At 61.4% G+C, this 11,720-nt stretch carries 17 protein-coding genes and 1 pseudogene; 9 read left to right on the top strand and 9 right to left on the bottom strand.

The window, feature by feature from the left end; genetic code table 11:
- Together AX681_RS07755 and AX681_RS07750 are read left to right on the top strand one after the other, a co-directional pair.
- Positions 1-455 (top strand): HipA domain-containing protein (locus tag AX681_RS07755; protein ID WP_197424255.1); only part of this gene is annotated, 455 nt, incomplete at its 5' end.
- A 150-nt stretch (positions 456-605) separates the two neighbouring features.
- Positions 606-953 carry an antitoxin Xre/MbcA/ParS toxin-binding domain-containing protein gene (locus AX681_RS07750; protein WP_231734891.1) on the top strand — a complete coding sequence of 116 codons (348 nt, stop codon included), beginning with the start codon at positions 606-608 and terminating at the stop codon, positions 951-953.
- Between the two features lie 286 nt (positions 954-1,239).
- Here the strand turns inward: AX681_RS07750 and AX681_RS07745 are convergent, their stop codons facing one another.
- Entirely contained in the window at positions 1,240-2,319 is a 1,080-nt protein-coding gene (locus tag AX681_RS07745; protein WP_231733776.1) for an Abi family protein, read from the bottom strand.
- Positions 2,320-2,580: 261 nt separating this feature from the next.
- On the opposite strand from AX681_RS07745, the gene AX681_RS07740 reads away from it, so the two are divergent.
- Positions 2,581-3,573 (top strand): hypothetical protein, encoded by a 993-nt coding sequence (locus tag AX681_RS07740; protein WP_156442816.1) that lies wholly within the window; start codon positions 2,581-2,583, stop codon positions 3,571-3,573.
- Between the two features lie 36 nt (positions 3,574-3,609).
- A complete protein-coding gene (locus tag AX681_RS07735; protein WP_066661761.1) occupies positions 3,610-4,002 on the top strand; it encodes a hypothetical protein in 393 nt (130 codons plus the stop codon).
- On the opposite strand, the gene AX681_RS23710 is transcribed toward AX681_RS07735, so the two are convergent.
- The 8 genes from AX681_RS23710 to AX681_RS21880 form a co-directional block, all read right to left on the bottom strand.
- On the bottom strand, positions 3,999-4,160 hold the full coding sequence (locus AX681_RS23710) for a hypothetical protein (RefSeq protein WP_443026138.1): 162 nt from the start codon (positions 4,158-4,160) through the stop codon (positions 3,999-4,001). The two genes, AX681_RS07735 and AX681_RS23710, sit on opposite strands and share 4 nt — an antisense overlap.
- A complete protein-coding gene (locus AX681_RS21895; protein ID WP_156442815.1) occupies positions 4,105-4,800 on the bottom strand; it encodes a hypothetical protein in 696 nt (231 codons plus the stop codon). The genes AX681_RS23710 and AX681_RS21895 overlap by 56 nt, the downstream gene beginning before the upstream one ends.
- 2 nt (positions 4,801-4,802) lie before the next feature.
- Positions 4,803-5,510 carry a hypothetical protein gene (locus AX681_RS21890; protein ID WP_156442814.1) on the bottom strand — a complete coding sequence of 236 codons (708 nt, stop codon included), beginning with the start codon at positions 5,508-5,510 and terminating at the stop codon, positions 4,803-4,805.
- 113 nt (positions 5,511-5,623) lie between these two features.
- Positions 5,624-5,914, bottom strand: coding sequence for a hypothetical protein (locus AX681_RS07720; RefSeq protein ID WP_066661757.1), 291 nt, complete (start codon positions 5,912-5,914; stop codon positions 5,624-5,626).
- A gap of 381 nt (positions 5,915-6,295) precedes the next feature.
- Entirely contained in the window at positions 6,296-6,481 is a 186-nt protein-coding gene (locus tag AX681_RS07715; protein ID WP_066661756.1) for a helix-turn-helix domain-containing protein, read from the bottom strand.
- An 80-nt stretch (positions 6,482-6,561) separates the two neighbouring features.
- Positions 6,562-7,248, bottom strand: a complete 687-nt coding sequence (locus AX681_RS21885) for a hypothetical protein (RefSeq protein ID WP_156442813.1) — start codon at positions 7,246-7,248, stop codon at positions 6,562-6,564.
- On the bottom strand, positions 7,245-8,489 hold the full coding sequence (locus AX681_RS07710; RefSeq protein ID WP_066661748.1) for a tyrosine-type recombinase/integrase: 1,245 nt from the start codon (positions 8,487-8,489) through the stop codon (positions 7,245-7,247). The genes AX681_RS21885 and AX681_RS07710 overlap by 4 nt, the downstream gene beginning before the upstream one ends.
- Before the next feature lie 219 nt (positions 8,490-8,708).
- Positions 8,709-9,083 carry a hypothetical protein gene (locus AX681_RS21880; protein WP_197421981.1) on the bottom strand — a complete coding sequence of 125 codons (375 nt, stop codon included), beginning with the start codon at positions 9,081-9,083 and terminating at the stop codon, positions 8,709-8,711.
- On the opposite strand from AX681_RS21880, the pseudogene AX681_RS23705 reads away from it, so the two are divergent.
- The 5 genes and pseudogenes from AX681_RS23705 to AX681_RS07690 all read left to right on the top strand — a co-directional run.
- Positions 9,022-9,285 (top strand): annotated as a pseudogene (locus tag AX681_RS23705) (phage integrase central domain-containing protein); the annotation flags it as partial. The gene AX681_RS21880 and the pseudogene AX681_RS23705 overlap by 62 nt on opposite strands.
- A gap of 44 nt (positions 9,286-9,329) precedes the next feature.
- Positions 9,330-9,665, top strand: a complete 336-nt coding sequence (locus tag AX681_RS22805) for a site-specific integrase (protein WP_066661746.1) — start codon at positions 9,330-9,332, stop codon at positions 9,663-9,665.
- 322 nt (positions 9,666-9,987) lie between these two features.
- Complete coding sequence (locus AX681_RS07700; protein WP_066661743.1) at positions 9,988-10,371, top strand: GntR family transcriptional regulator; 384 nt, start codon at positions 9,988-9,990, stop codon at positions 10,369-10,371.
- Complete coding sequence (locus AX681_RS07695) at positions 10,364-11,290, top strand: ABC transporter ATP-binding protein (protein WP_066661742.1); 927 nt, start codon at positions 10,364-10,366, stop codon at positions 11,288-11,290. The genes AX681_RS07700 and AX681_RS07695 overlap by 8 nt, the downstream gene beginning before the upstream one ends.
- Positions 11,277-11,720, top strand: a 444-nt coding sequence (locus tag AX681_RS07690) for a hypothetical protein (RefSeq protein WP_156456053.1), incomplete at its 3' end; no start/stop codon positions are given. The genes AX681_RS07695 and AX681_RS07690, both read left to right, overlap by 14 nt.

The following is an 11,720-nucleotide window of genomic DNA, read 5'->3' as shown; positions in this document are numbered from 1 at the left end:
CCACCGAGACGGTGCTGAACATGATCCGGCGATTCAGCACGGACTGGCGCGCCGATGCCCTGCAGGGGATGCGCCGCGTGGTGGCCGACGTCCTGATCGGCAACGGCGACAACCATCTCAAGAATTGGTCGTTCATCTTTCCGCAGCCGGGGGAGATCCGCCTGTCGCCGGCCTATGACATCGTGCCCACCGTGTTCTACCAGCCGCGCGATACGCTCGCGCTACGCTTCGTCGGAACGCACGCCTTCGCGACCGTGAACTTTCACAGGATTCGTCGGGTCGCAAGCTATCTGGGCCTCGATCCGGACTGGATCGAAGCGGAGATGCGCGGTGTGGTTCGGCTGGCGCTCGATCGCTGGCCGGAGGAGGCGACGACCTTGCTGGGCGACAAGCGCGCGAAGGCATTCCTCGCCAGGCTCGATACCCTGGCGCTCGTCCAGGAGGTTCGGGGCTGACGTCGAGGGGCGCGCTACAGCAAGATGTCCTTGGATCGGCGTTCACGATGGCCGATGCTGCTTACGTTCGGAATCGATGGGCAACGAAACATGGTCGAAGCGCAGACCAAGCGAGAGTCGCGACACGTTCGCCATAGGGCCTCCCCCTACTTGGCGCGATTCGTGGGCGAGGGTGGCATTGTCGATGTGGAACGTGTCGCGGACGCATTTCGCATGACCAAGGGCCAGCTCGCCGAGACCGCGGGCCTCGGCATCGCGTCCGTCTCGAAGTCCGAATGGCGCGGCGCGCCACGGACCCAGACGCGCGTGATCGAGATGCTCGAGATCATCGGCCGAGTGCTCGATTGGGCAGGTGGCGAGGTGCAGGCAATGGCTTGGTATCGCTCGCAGCCGATCCCCGCGCTCGATGGCCGCACGCCGGAGGCGCTGGTCAAATCCGGCAGGGCGGGCGCGGTTCGGGATTATCTCGATCATCTTGCGCCGGGGGGCTTTGCCTGACACGCCGAAAATTTGCATTGTATCGTGGGTTCGATTACCATGGTGGGAGTCGAACTGAGCCTGCAAGGCGTTGGTTTCAGGCGAAAAGTCGCCATGGTACTTTTCGTGGTATCCGGCGGGCGAGGACGAATTCGGGTCGTTGCAGATCAAGCTCTTAGCGCCTGAGTTCGAATCCCTCCCGCTCCGCCACCGGTCCTTGGTTTTATTGATATTTTTTCAAATCAGGCACCGCGTTCCCATAAGCGCTCCCCGATAGCGCGCTTGCTTGCACCCGAATGCCCTCGGACTAATCGAAGCAGAGAGGCGCCCATAGCGGACGCTCCCGCCAATCGCCGGGGAAGCCCATAGCGACAAAATCTCCGGTCGGATTTTCCGCGATCAGTCGCGTCAAACGGCTTGGCCAGTCCGATTCAGGGGCCACGGCCCCCATTGAGTGCAAGAGCATTGAGAGTGTGTTGTAGAGCTTGCGATCAGCTTCGGGGGCTATCGTATCTGCAAGGCGGGCCGGATTTTGTGCGATTGGAAAGGTTACGGTGAAGCGCCGGTTCCATAGACGGCTATGGTGCGCGCAAATGTTTCGCACCGTCGCTAAGTGATGCATCAAGCCCTGAAATACCCGGTCATCAAAGCCGAGCCTGCGAGCAATGGCCTTGCGGTCTGAGCGCCCCCCCAAGGCAGAGAAGAACTTGGAGAGCAGGCCAAAGGAAATGAACTCCGCAGCCATCCAGACGGGGGGCAATGGCGGGTTGTTATAGGTGCGCTTGTAGTGATCGACGAACACGTCATGCGAGCGATCATATTCGGATTGTAGCTGGGCCAGGTTCGCTTGAAAGCGGTCCGTGCGCGGATACAGCGCCGCATTAAGGTAGCCGTGCGGGCCATAGACCGTTGCCATTTGGTGCGCCCACGCACCGCGTGCCGCGACCTCTATCCGCTCCAAGGCATCCATGAGCAGTAGCCGGAGATGGCGATCAAACTCATAGAGGGCGAGCACCGCCTCCAGCGTCGTCCCATCCCTGAATACATGATTGCCGGATTCCGGATCGGCTTCATAATAGAGCCAGTAGGCTCGCAGCCGATAGTAGCTGATATGGCTGAGCGCCCATGTAGCTTGCTGGACATCTTCGATCACCATCCCGCGCTCTTGGAGCAACGCGATTTGGTCGGGAATTGATTTGGATGGCTTGTTGAAATGGCGCATTGGTCGCTTATGCGCGAGCCAAGGCCAAAAACAAAGTAGCCCGCCATGGTGCGCATCGTTGAGAGGCGTGGCGGGCTTTGTTGAGGTGGATATATCCACCGATTCCCAACAAATCAATAACCGGCTGCTGCGCTTCGTCGCATCCAACCGGACCGGATTGCCCATGGGCTACAACCCTGTTCGGGATGCAAACCGGTGCCAGCCGTGGAAGCTAGAAACCCCTACACACCGAACGCGACAAATCGCGGCTGGAAATGGCTGGTTTGTGCGGCTTTCGAGAGATGGCAGCTTCTCAGTCAAAAATGATGGGCGGCGGGCAACCGACCAAAGGCGGCCAACTGCGGGCATTTCGGACAAGTCACTTTGCCGTCAACGATTGCCGCGCGCATGGGCATAAATTACGCTTAGCCAATGCAGGGGGGCAAGATGACAGTAGAGAAAAAGGGGTTGGTGCGAGCGATTTGGAACGGCCCGTTTTATATTGGCCCGTTGTCGCGCCCCGTTTCCGTTGGCGACGTGCTCCTAAAGACGCTCGAAACACTTTGGCGGGCAATCCTCTCAATCGTCCTTTTGCTAATCGTGGGCGGGCTGGGCATTGCCGCCTGGGTTCAGATCATCGAGCCGACGTTTTTCCCGCCCTTGAAAACCCAAATTATCGCGACGGCCACTTTTGACGACGGCTCTGCCAAGTTACCGCCTGCGACTGGCGAAAAGCCGTTCAGATGCTCGCCAGACTATCCGATCAGGGTGGCATTCAAAAACAACTCCAATACCACCATTGGGCATTTGGACTTCTCGATTGAGGGACGGCCAGCCAACCGATCCGACAACGTGGTGGAAGGGGCATCATGGCGGCAAGCCGATACCATTATCCCTGCCGGTTACCTGTGGCAGTCATGCTGGGCTGTTTCGGTTGAGCAGGGACTTTCCCCCGAAACGTTGGACTACAAGGTCAGCATTTGGGGAGCGACGGAAGCGGATGCAAATGCGCAGTTCAAGCCTGTTCCTCCCTCTGCAAGCGCCAGTCCGGAGCCGGTCGCTTCAAATGCGTCGCCCAGCCCAAGCCCGCCCCCGACAGTCACGCTGGCAACGATCAAAGAAACCGACTGGCAAAAGATTGGTATGGGCTGTTCGTGCTCGTTTTCGGTCGGGACGCCACGCAAGGAAAAGCTGATAGCCGGAGGTGATGGCCTAACGTTCTTCCGTCTCAACGGCAAAGAACACCTCTGCCCCGCCCCAGACACTCAGGCGATGTTCGATGGCCCGGTGTCAATGTCGTGCGGATCGGCAGCCGTGCAAGTAACGCCTTTCGGTAAAGTCCAGCCGGGAGAGGATGGCCACAGTTCAAACGCCCGACTGCGTATCGCGGATACCTCGGGGACGCTCAGCTTAACGGGCACGTGGGGATGCGGTTGTTAGGTTTCGGCACGCCCAGATAACGACAGGAATCCGGCCATGGCAGTCCAACATATTCCGTTTTCGCGACACGCTTTGGCGACCTTGGCCTTGGCGGCAATAGCCGGATGCGACGCAAAGCCGCTGCCGGACCAGCTTGAGAAATATTGCGTCAGCGACACCGGCTTGTCGAAATATTGGCTCACGCTGAACACCTCAGAGCGACGGGGCGCGATCAGGTATCAATACATGGGGCAAGATGCCCAGTATGTCGTCAACGCAATGCAGATTGAAGGGCGCGACGTAAGTGGCCGGGCAGATTTTCAGTCCAGTTCGACGGGCGAAACGCGCGGCAATCCGATAGTTTTCACGTATGACAGCGCCGCCGACACATTGAAGGACGGCGCTGCCTCGGCATCTTGCCAGAACCGTGAGACGAATGAGCAAGGCTAGCAGTCCACCTCCCGCACCAGCCGACCAATGTCCCTCACGTATCGAGCCGCCGCCTTGGCCTTCGCAGAATAACCGCCATGCTTTCGGGCGTTGCGGTTGCCTTTAGGTGCGCCGGGATTCGTCCCGCCATGCATCCTGCACCGTCGCTTCCCCTTCACCGCCGGGGACTGGCACTCCGTTCCCGAGCGGGTCTGGGCTAGGCAGCGCGGCGATTGTGCCAGCCGTGTCGGTTGCATCGGATTGTTTGTCTGATTTTCCATTTTCCCGGTCCCCCGTGTGCTGGTGGAAATGATCGGCAACCACGGCCTGCCCGCCTGCGTTCACATGCACATGCTTGACGGTTTGCTCGCGCGGCTGGTGGAGCCTTGCCAGTGCCTCCAGCGTGGAACGGCAGGCAGCTTGGGCTTTGAGCGCCAGGCGCATGTATCTTTCCGCCGCGTCGGGATAATGGCCCATGTTGTTGCCTGAGCGCCGGGCCATGTCGGTAAAGAGCGCGTCCAGCGAGATCGCTTGCGAGGTGAATATGCGACTGGCCAGCGACAGTTCGCCCTTCATGGCCCGCTGAATTTCCTCCGCCAGCACGGCGCTGCTTTCGGCAATATCGGGCTTGAGCTGGTCGCCAAACATTTGCGAGCCGAACGACATTGCCAGATTGGCATTGCGGGTTTGCGGGTCCAGCGTAATCCGGGCCAGCGTCCGCCCGATTTTTTCGTCCGCCCGCTTTTCGACTTCGAGCTTCCCGGTTTCGCCCGGTGCGACCAGTCCATCGTCGGGGTTGGCCTTCGCCTTTCTTGCCATTTTCAGTCCTTTGCTTTGCGCGCCTTCGCGCCGATGTTTTGAGAGGTGCCGCAACGCTTGCCGATCACGCGCCCGCCCGGCTCCAGCCGCTCCAGGCCAAATTGTGACGCGGCCTCAGGGCTTGCCCCTTTCAGGACATAGGCAAGCGTTGCCTCCAGATTGACGGCGTGGAGATCGGGGTTGCCTGCCTCCAGCCCCAGCCGCCCGCCAATCGGCTTGCTGTGGATCACGCGCGCCCGGTAAGGCTGCCCGGTGATGCGGCGAAGCCAGCCCCGTTGCAGCGCCGTAACCACGGGCACCAGATCGGCAGGCACATGGGCGAGCAAGTGACAGTGCCCGCCCTTGTCATGGCCGTTGCCGGGGACGTTTTCATGCGTCCAGAGCCATGCCGTGCGGCTGCCATGCCGGGCCAGCGCCTTCGTCAGCAGGTCGGTAAAGCGATAGGTCGCCTTCGCCATGCCTGCCAAGGGCACTCCAGCGGCCTGCCAGTGAATCGAGATCATGCGGGTGAACGGCAGCCCGATTTTTTCGGCATGGCGCTCAGCGGCCCTCAGACTGCCAATTTGGGCGGCTGTCAGTGCAATGCTTTCCCGGTCGGCACGGTTACGCGCGCCGCCCCTGCCAGTGCCTCCAGCGGAAAGGGCTGCCACACCAGAGTTAGTGTAATAAATTGCAGGTGCCGTGCCAGTTTCGGGAATCGGCAGCTTCATGGGCTTTTGCGGCTCTATCGGTGCAATTGAAACTCCACCGAAACCGCAATCCCGGTGGAGTTTCAAAGTGCCCCCTCGCGCGCGCGATACCTGCGCAGGAAAGGGCGCGGCCATCATGCGGCAATCCAGACAATGGCCAGCTTGCCGGTGCGATTCGGCCTGCGCTGCCCGCTGTCACGGATAAGCCCCTTGTGCTTCAATTCGCTGGTGCGCGGCTGGATTGACCAGCGGTCCATATTGAGCCGTGCTGCCAGTTCATCGGCGGTAAGGCCGTGCGCGCCAGCATCGCGGATTGCGCCCTCTGCCATGCGCTGGAGCCGCCCCAGCTTGGGCGCAAAGGCATCGGCAGCGGCAATCGAGGTTTCCACGTTCCGGTGCCCCGGTGCATCGGGATAGGTGATCATGCCGCGCCTCCGTCCACTAGCGGTGGCAAGTTCGCCCGGTCGAGCAACTTCGCCAGCCATGCGCGCTGCCGATCGGTCAAAGTTCCGGCAACGCATACATGGCCAAGAAAGCCCGCCGCTTTGTGCGGTAGGGCCGGGCACTGGCTCAACAGGGCGAGCGCGGCTGGGCGGTGATGGAGGAAGGGGCGCTCAGTCATGAGAGCCCTCCCCAAAGCAGAGCCGCGCCATATCCCGCGCCATCCAAGGCGACAGGCAGAAACGGGAGGAAAGCGTTTGAGCCTGCCAATGCGATGCCGTAGTAGGGGAATGCAACCAGCCGCCAAGTTGATTGCGCGAAGCCCCGGCCTGCCCGCCGGGGTTTTGCATATGTGCTGCCATCGCTCATGCTCCCGCCTGATAGGTCGGGAGGCTGGCTAGATAGGATTCGAGATCGGCAAACGAGATCAACGTGCGCCGCCCGGCCTTGCGAGCCTTGAGATCGCCGCGCTTCAACGCCTCATAAATTGAGGTACGCGACATGCCCGAAAACTGCACGGCCTCGGGCAAGGTGCCGTATGCTTTTGTCATGGGTATTCCCTGTGCTGCTTTGCCGCGACAAGTGCGGACGCACGGGAGTAACCATGTGTTTTACGACGGAATTAGGGGGGTTATCCGTATTTTGAAGTCAGGAGGGGGTCATTCGCAATGGACTCAATCCACCTTAGAGTATCTTCATAGTTCCCCGGCCAATCAGGTAATGACCTGTAGTGGTCCAAATTGGACTGCACTTCTCGGTCAATCCGCACCTCATCCTTGTTTAATGAAAGTGGGTGCGCCTTGTTGCACCATTCCGTCACAGTGGAGGCGCTGAGCGGCATTCCTTTTCGTCCCTTGGCTCCCGCTGCCGCAAACAACTCGGCAGTCATTGCAATAGCGCTACGCTGGGCAACCCCATGCGCCTGAACGAGCTGCCTGACGGCAGTCACAACCCAAACTTTGACGTAATTACGGTGAATGCCATCACCTCCAGGTGTCCCGCTCCTAACCGACTGGAACAAGCGCGGTGTGCCGCCCATAACGACGTCGCGTAGCGCGCCCGCGACATCGTGAAGAATTGCGGCGCCTTTCGATTTTTCAAACAGCGGTAACTCGCGAAGTGCAGCATTAACCGCAAGCAAGGCCTCGGCAGCGCGGGCCTGCTTTAAGTTCAGGCCGCTAAATTCTTCTGGGTCATCCGCAACCGCCCAAGGTTCGGATTGATAATCCGCTCCTATCGCTTCGAGCGTGGTGTGGAGCCGCCTTGCCCAGTCGGTAGGGTCAGGCCAGTCGGGACTTGTTAATTTTCCATCACTCATGCCGCCGCTCCCCGAATTGGCGAAACCTTGGCACCAGCCGCGCCGTCGCTCGCGCAATACGTGGCCCAATCTGCCATTAGCCTCCGCCGCTTATCGAACAGATCGCCGCGCCGGTAAGCCGCTTCGGACTTGTTGCCGATCACATGCGCCAGCGCCATTTCGCAGACTTCATGGGCATATCCGGTGCACTCAGCTGCCCAATCGCGAAAGCCCGAACGGAAGCCGTGAACGGTGCAATCCAGCTTCATGCGGCGCAACAGCATCGACATGGCCATGGTGGACAGCTTGCCGCCCTTGTCGGCTGGAAACAGGTTGGGCTTCCCTAGCGGTTGCACGGCCTCCAGAATCTCGACAGCGCGCGGGGACAGGGGAATGCGATGTTCCTTGCCCGCCTTCATGCGAGACGCGGGCACGGTCCAGATTGCCTTGTCCAAATCGACTTCGGCCCAAGTTGCCCCAAGCACTTCGCTGGTGCGCGCGGCGGTCAGAATTACAAACTCCAGCGCCAGCGCCGCCATTGCCTCCCGCTCGCGCAGCGTTGCCATGAACGCCGGGATGGCCTCATAAGACATGGCCTTGTGATGGCCGCGCGTGAGCCGGGAACGGGCAGGCAGGATTTGCGCGATATGGCCGCGCCAGCGGGCAGGGTTTTCGCCGTCCCTGTATCCGCGCGCCTTGGCGGCATCGAGCACGGTTTCAATCCGCCCCCGGATGCGGCTGGCAGTTTCGGGCTTGTCCTGCCAGATCGGCTCAAGGATCTTCAGCACATGCGCCGTGCTAATTTCGGCAACCGGCAATTCGCCCATGACGGGATAGACGTAGCTGGCCAGCGTGTTGCGCCATTGCTGCCGGTGCTTGTCATTGCGCCAGCTTGCCTCATTCGCGCCGATGTAAGCCTCTGCCACGGCCTTGAACGTCATTCCGGCAATCTGTGCAGCCTGAGACGCTGCAAGCGCCTCTTTGGCCTCCCGCTGGCGTTCCTCCAGTGGATCAATCCCGGCCTTCACCTTGAGGCGTAGGGCGTCTCGCGCCGTCCGGGCATCGGCAAGGGAAATGCCGCCTTGTCCAGCCGCGCCCAAGCCAATGTCGCGCGACTTGCCCTTGAGCATGAAGCGATAGACCCATGACCGCGCGCCGGTTTCCTTCACCAGCAAATGCAACCCGCCCCCGTCAGCATGGCGTCCGGGTTTCGCGTTCTTGACCGCCAAGGGCGTCAGGGCGTTGCTGAGCTTCCGCGGCATGGCTGGCGTCTCCGTTCCCAAATCCGTTCCCCGATAGTACGCCGGTTTTATGGGAACGCAACCGGATAGAACGGGACGGGAGCGGCATCGAATTGCGCAAATTATCGCCTATTTTCCGTGCATAATCTAATGCATGAGGATGCAACGGGACGCTGATTTGGCGGACTCCCGCTCCGCCACTTTCGGCCTTTTTCAGGCCGCGCATCCCCTCGGGAATTGCTAAAATATCCTAGAAATCAGCGGTTTTTCGTTCTGCTGCGTTTCACTCAATTCCGCACCATCCCACACGAAGTGTGGGGCAAAATGTGGGGTAAAATGGAGTAGGCTGTGATGGGGAAGCTCACTGCGGCCAAGATCCGGTCGTTGTCCGAGCCGGGAAAATATTCCGATGGCGATGGTCTTCTCCTCCAGGTGGACGGGAAAACTCAGCGCGATGGTTCCTGCGCATTTAGGTGAACAAATTCGGCGGGATATCGGGCTTGGCTGATTGAAGTCAGTATCGCTTGCCGATGCGCGGGAGGCGGCATTCACCGTGCGGCGCAAGATCGCGCAAGGAATCGACCCCGTGGAGAAGCGCAAGCAGGAGCGGATCACGGTCCCCTCGTTTCGCGAGGCGGCGATCAGCGTTCATGAAGAGCACCGCGCAGCCTGGAAAAACGGCAAGCATCAGCAGCAGTGGATTTCGACGCTGGAGACCTATGCCTTTCCGGCATTCGGCGATCGGCCGGTGAACGAGATCGAAGGGCCGACCATTCGTGACGTGCTCGCCCCGATTTGGTTGAGCAAGCCCGAGACGGCACGGCGCGTGCGCCAACGAATCGCCACGGTTCTCGACTGGGCATGCGCGAAGGGGTCAGGGCAACCGAAGCGCCGATGCGGTCGATTGCGAAGGGGCTGCCGCGCCAGCCCAAGAAGGATCGGCACTTTGCCGCGATGTCTTATGCCGATGTCCCGGCGTTCATCGAAAAGCTGCGGGAGAGGGAGTCGGTCGGCCGGGTTGCCCTCGAAGCGCTGCTACTGACCGCTGCGCGGTCTGGAGAGATTCGCGGCGCATGCTGGTCAGAGCTGGATCTGCAGAACCGGATCTGGTCGGTTCCTGCCGAACATATGAAGATGGGGCGGACCCATCTCGTGCCGCTATCGGATGCGGCCGTGGCCGTGTTCGAGGAAAAATGACTCTGCCGGTGAGGATTGAACTCACCACTTCAGCCTTACCAGAGCTGCGAACCACCGATTTTTGAGGTTCCTGACTGGACACCCGTATAGCGGCAAACGGGCCGATCACGACCGGCCCGCTTTGAATCGAACCATTCAGCTCTTTGTCGGTCAGGATGATTGAAGCGGAAATCGAAGTTTGCCTGTAGGGCGGGCTGACCTGCCGGGGAAACAGCTCGAAACCACGCAGGACTGGCTTTCACACATCTAACTGAATGCAGAAAAGGCACTTGACCTGCCGCAGCAGTGTCCTAGTGTACCGGAACACCGAATCGGAGGTGAGATGGGGTTCAGTATCGATCCGCAAGCGACACGGCCGATCTACGTTCAGATCATGGACGAGGTCCGGCGGCTGATCGCCCTTGGCGATCTTCGCACCGACGATCCATTGCCGTCGGTGCGCCAACTGGCCGCCGATTTGCGGATCAATCACAATACGATCGTCCAGGCATATCGCGAGCTCGAACGCAACGACATCGTCTATGTGCGGCGCGGTCAGGGGACCTTTGTCGCCGCGCAGCGCGAACCCGCAGCCGGTCGCGCAAAGCTGCTGGGCGAGGTGGCAGAGCGAGCGGCGACTGAAGCGCATCGCCATGGATTTACCACCAGGGATTTGATCGAGGCGCTTGAACAGGCGCCCGATGCCAAGGGAGGCACGCATGAATAGCCCCGGAACCGGGTCGGCAGCGGTCCGGACGCAGGGCCTGGTCAAGCGTTTCGGCCGAGAGGTCGCGCTCGATGGGGTGTCGCTGTCGGTGCCGGAAGGCAGCGTCTATCTGCTCGCCGGCACCAATGGCGCGGGCAAGAGCACGCTGTTGCGGGTGTTGCTCAACGCAGAGTGTCCGGATGCGGGGGACGCTTGCGTGCTGGGCATCGACACCGCGCGGGGAGGCCCGGCGGTGCGCGCGCGGTGCGGCTATGTGCCGGAGACGGGCGAGGGCGCCTATCGATGGCTCCGCGCCGACCGGTTCCTGGCGCATGTCGCGCGTTTCTACCCCGGCTGGGACAGCGACTATGCAATGGAGATCGTCAAGCGGCTCGGCGTCCGCCTCGACCGTCCGCTCGGCACCCTGTCCAAGGGGCAGGCACGGCGCGTCCAGATCGTCGCCGCGCTCGCACACCGGCCGCGCCTGCTTCTGCTCGACGAGCTGACCGACGGTCTCGACCCGCTGGTGCGGTATGAGGCGCTGTCATTGCTTGCTGCCCATCTTGCGGACACCGGTGCAACCGCGATCCTCTCGACCCATCTGGTGAGCGAAGTCGATACGCTGATCGATCATGTCGGCGTGCTGCGCGCGGGTCGGCTCGTCACGCAACAGCCTCTGGGCGCCCTGATGTCGCGAGTACGGCGCTATCATATCGATGCGCCGGACGGGTGGGAGCCGACCCATCCACTCACCGCGGCGATCCTGCGCCGCGATCCGTCGATCGGCAGGGCCGTCCGGCTGGTCGCGGCAGGCGTGGAGGACGAGATTGCTGCGACCGTCGCCGCTTCGGGCGCAACCGTGCGCGAAGTCAGCGCAGTCAGTCTGACTGACATCGTCCCGATTCTGCTCCAGTCGGAGAACAGCCATGTATTCGCCTGAACCCCGCGCCCTGCCGTTCCGCTCGATTCTGGCCGAACAGTTCCGCGTCACCGGCTTTGCATTGTTGCGCGAAGGCGCGCTGGCGGGGGCGGCGCTGACGCTGATCTGCACGATCTCGCTGTTTGCTGCGTGGCGCTACGACGAGCGCCTGTTTCTCGAACCGGAGCTGTTGTTGCCGCCCCTGTTCGTGGCTGCCTTGCTGCCGTTCGCGGTGTGGAAGGGCGACCGCCCGTTCGACCGCGCGATCCTGTGGACGCTTCCGGTCCACCGCCAGCAGGCAGCGATCGCCAAGGTGCTGGCGGGTGCCGCGTGGTTGATGCTCGCGATGCTGGTGACCTTCGCCGCGCTCGCGCTGGTCGCGCTGGGGAGTGGTGGCGGTGTCGGCGAGCAGGAAGTCCGGATCGTCGAAGGGGTCGGCGGCGCGCTGACC

This window comes from Sphingomonas sp. CCH9-E2 (assembly GCF_001557215.1).
Lineage (GTDB): Bacteria > Pseudomonadota > Alphaproteobacteria > Sphingomonadales > Sphingomonadaceae > Sphingomonas.
The sequence above is the reverse complement of the archived record's forward strand: the minus strand, read 5'-3'. Positions and strand labels throughout refer to the sequence as shown.

Bases quoted from the DNA above. Each gene is read 5' to 3' on its own strand.
- AX681_RS07745 (WP_231733776.1), bottom strand. From the start codon at position 2,319: ATGGGCAATCCGGTCCGGTTGGATGCGACGAAGCGCAGCAGCCGGTTA.
- AX681_RS07740 (WP_156442816.1), top strand. From the start codon at position 2,581: ATGACAGTAGAGAAAAAGGGGTTGGTGCGAGCGATTTGGAACGGCCCG.
- AX681_RS07735 (WP_066661761.1), top strand. From the start codon at position 3,610: ATGGCAGTCCAACATATTCCGTTTTCGCGACACGCTTTGGCGACCTTG.
- AX681_RS21895 (WP_156442815.1), bottom strand. From the start codon at position 4,800: ATGGCAAGAAAGGCGAAGGCCAACCCCGACGATGGACTGGTCGCACCG.
- AX681_RS21890 (WP_156442814.1), bottom strand. From the start codon at position 5,510: ATGAAGCTGCCGATTCCCGAAACTGGCACGGCACCTGCAATTTATTAC.
- AX681_RS07720 (WP_066661757.1), bottom strand. From the start codon at position 5,914: ATGATCACCTATCCCGATGCACCGGGGCACCGGAACGTGGAAACCTCG.
- AX681_RS07715 (WP_066661756.1), bottom strand. From the start codon at position 6,481: ATGACAAAAGCATACGGCACCTTGCCCGAGGCCGTGCAGTTTTCGGGC.
- AX681_RS21885 (WP_156442813.1), bottom strand. From the start codon at position 7,248: ATGAGTGATGGAAAATTAACAAGTCCCGACTGGCCTGACCCTACCGAC.
- AX681_RS07710 (WP_066661748.1), bottom strand. From the start codon at position 8,489: ATGCCGCGGAAGCTCAGCAACGCCCTGACGCCCTTGGCGGTCAAGAAC.
- AX681_RS22805 (WP_066661746.1), top strand. From the start codon at position 9,330: ATGCGCGAAGGGGTCAGGGCAACCGAAGCGCCGATGCGGTCGATTGCG.
- AX681_RS07700 (WP_066661743.1), top strand. From the start codon at position 9,988: ATGGGGTTCAGTATCGATCCGCAAGCGACACGGCCGATCTACGTTCAG.
- AX681_RS07695 (WP_066661742.1), top strand. From the start codon at position 10,364: ATGAATAGCCCCGGAACCGGGTCGGCAGCGGTCCGGACGCAGGGCCTG.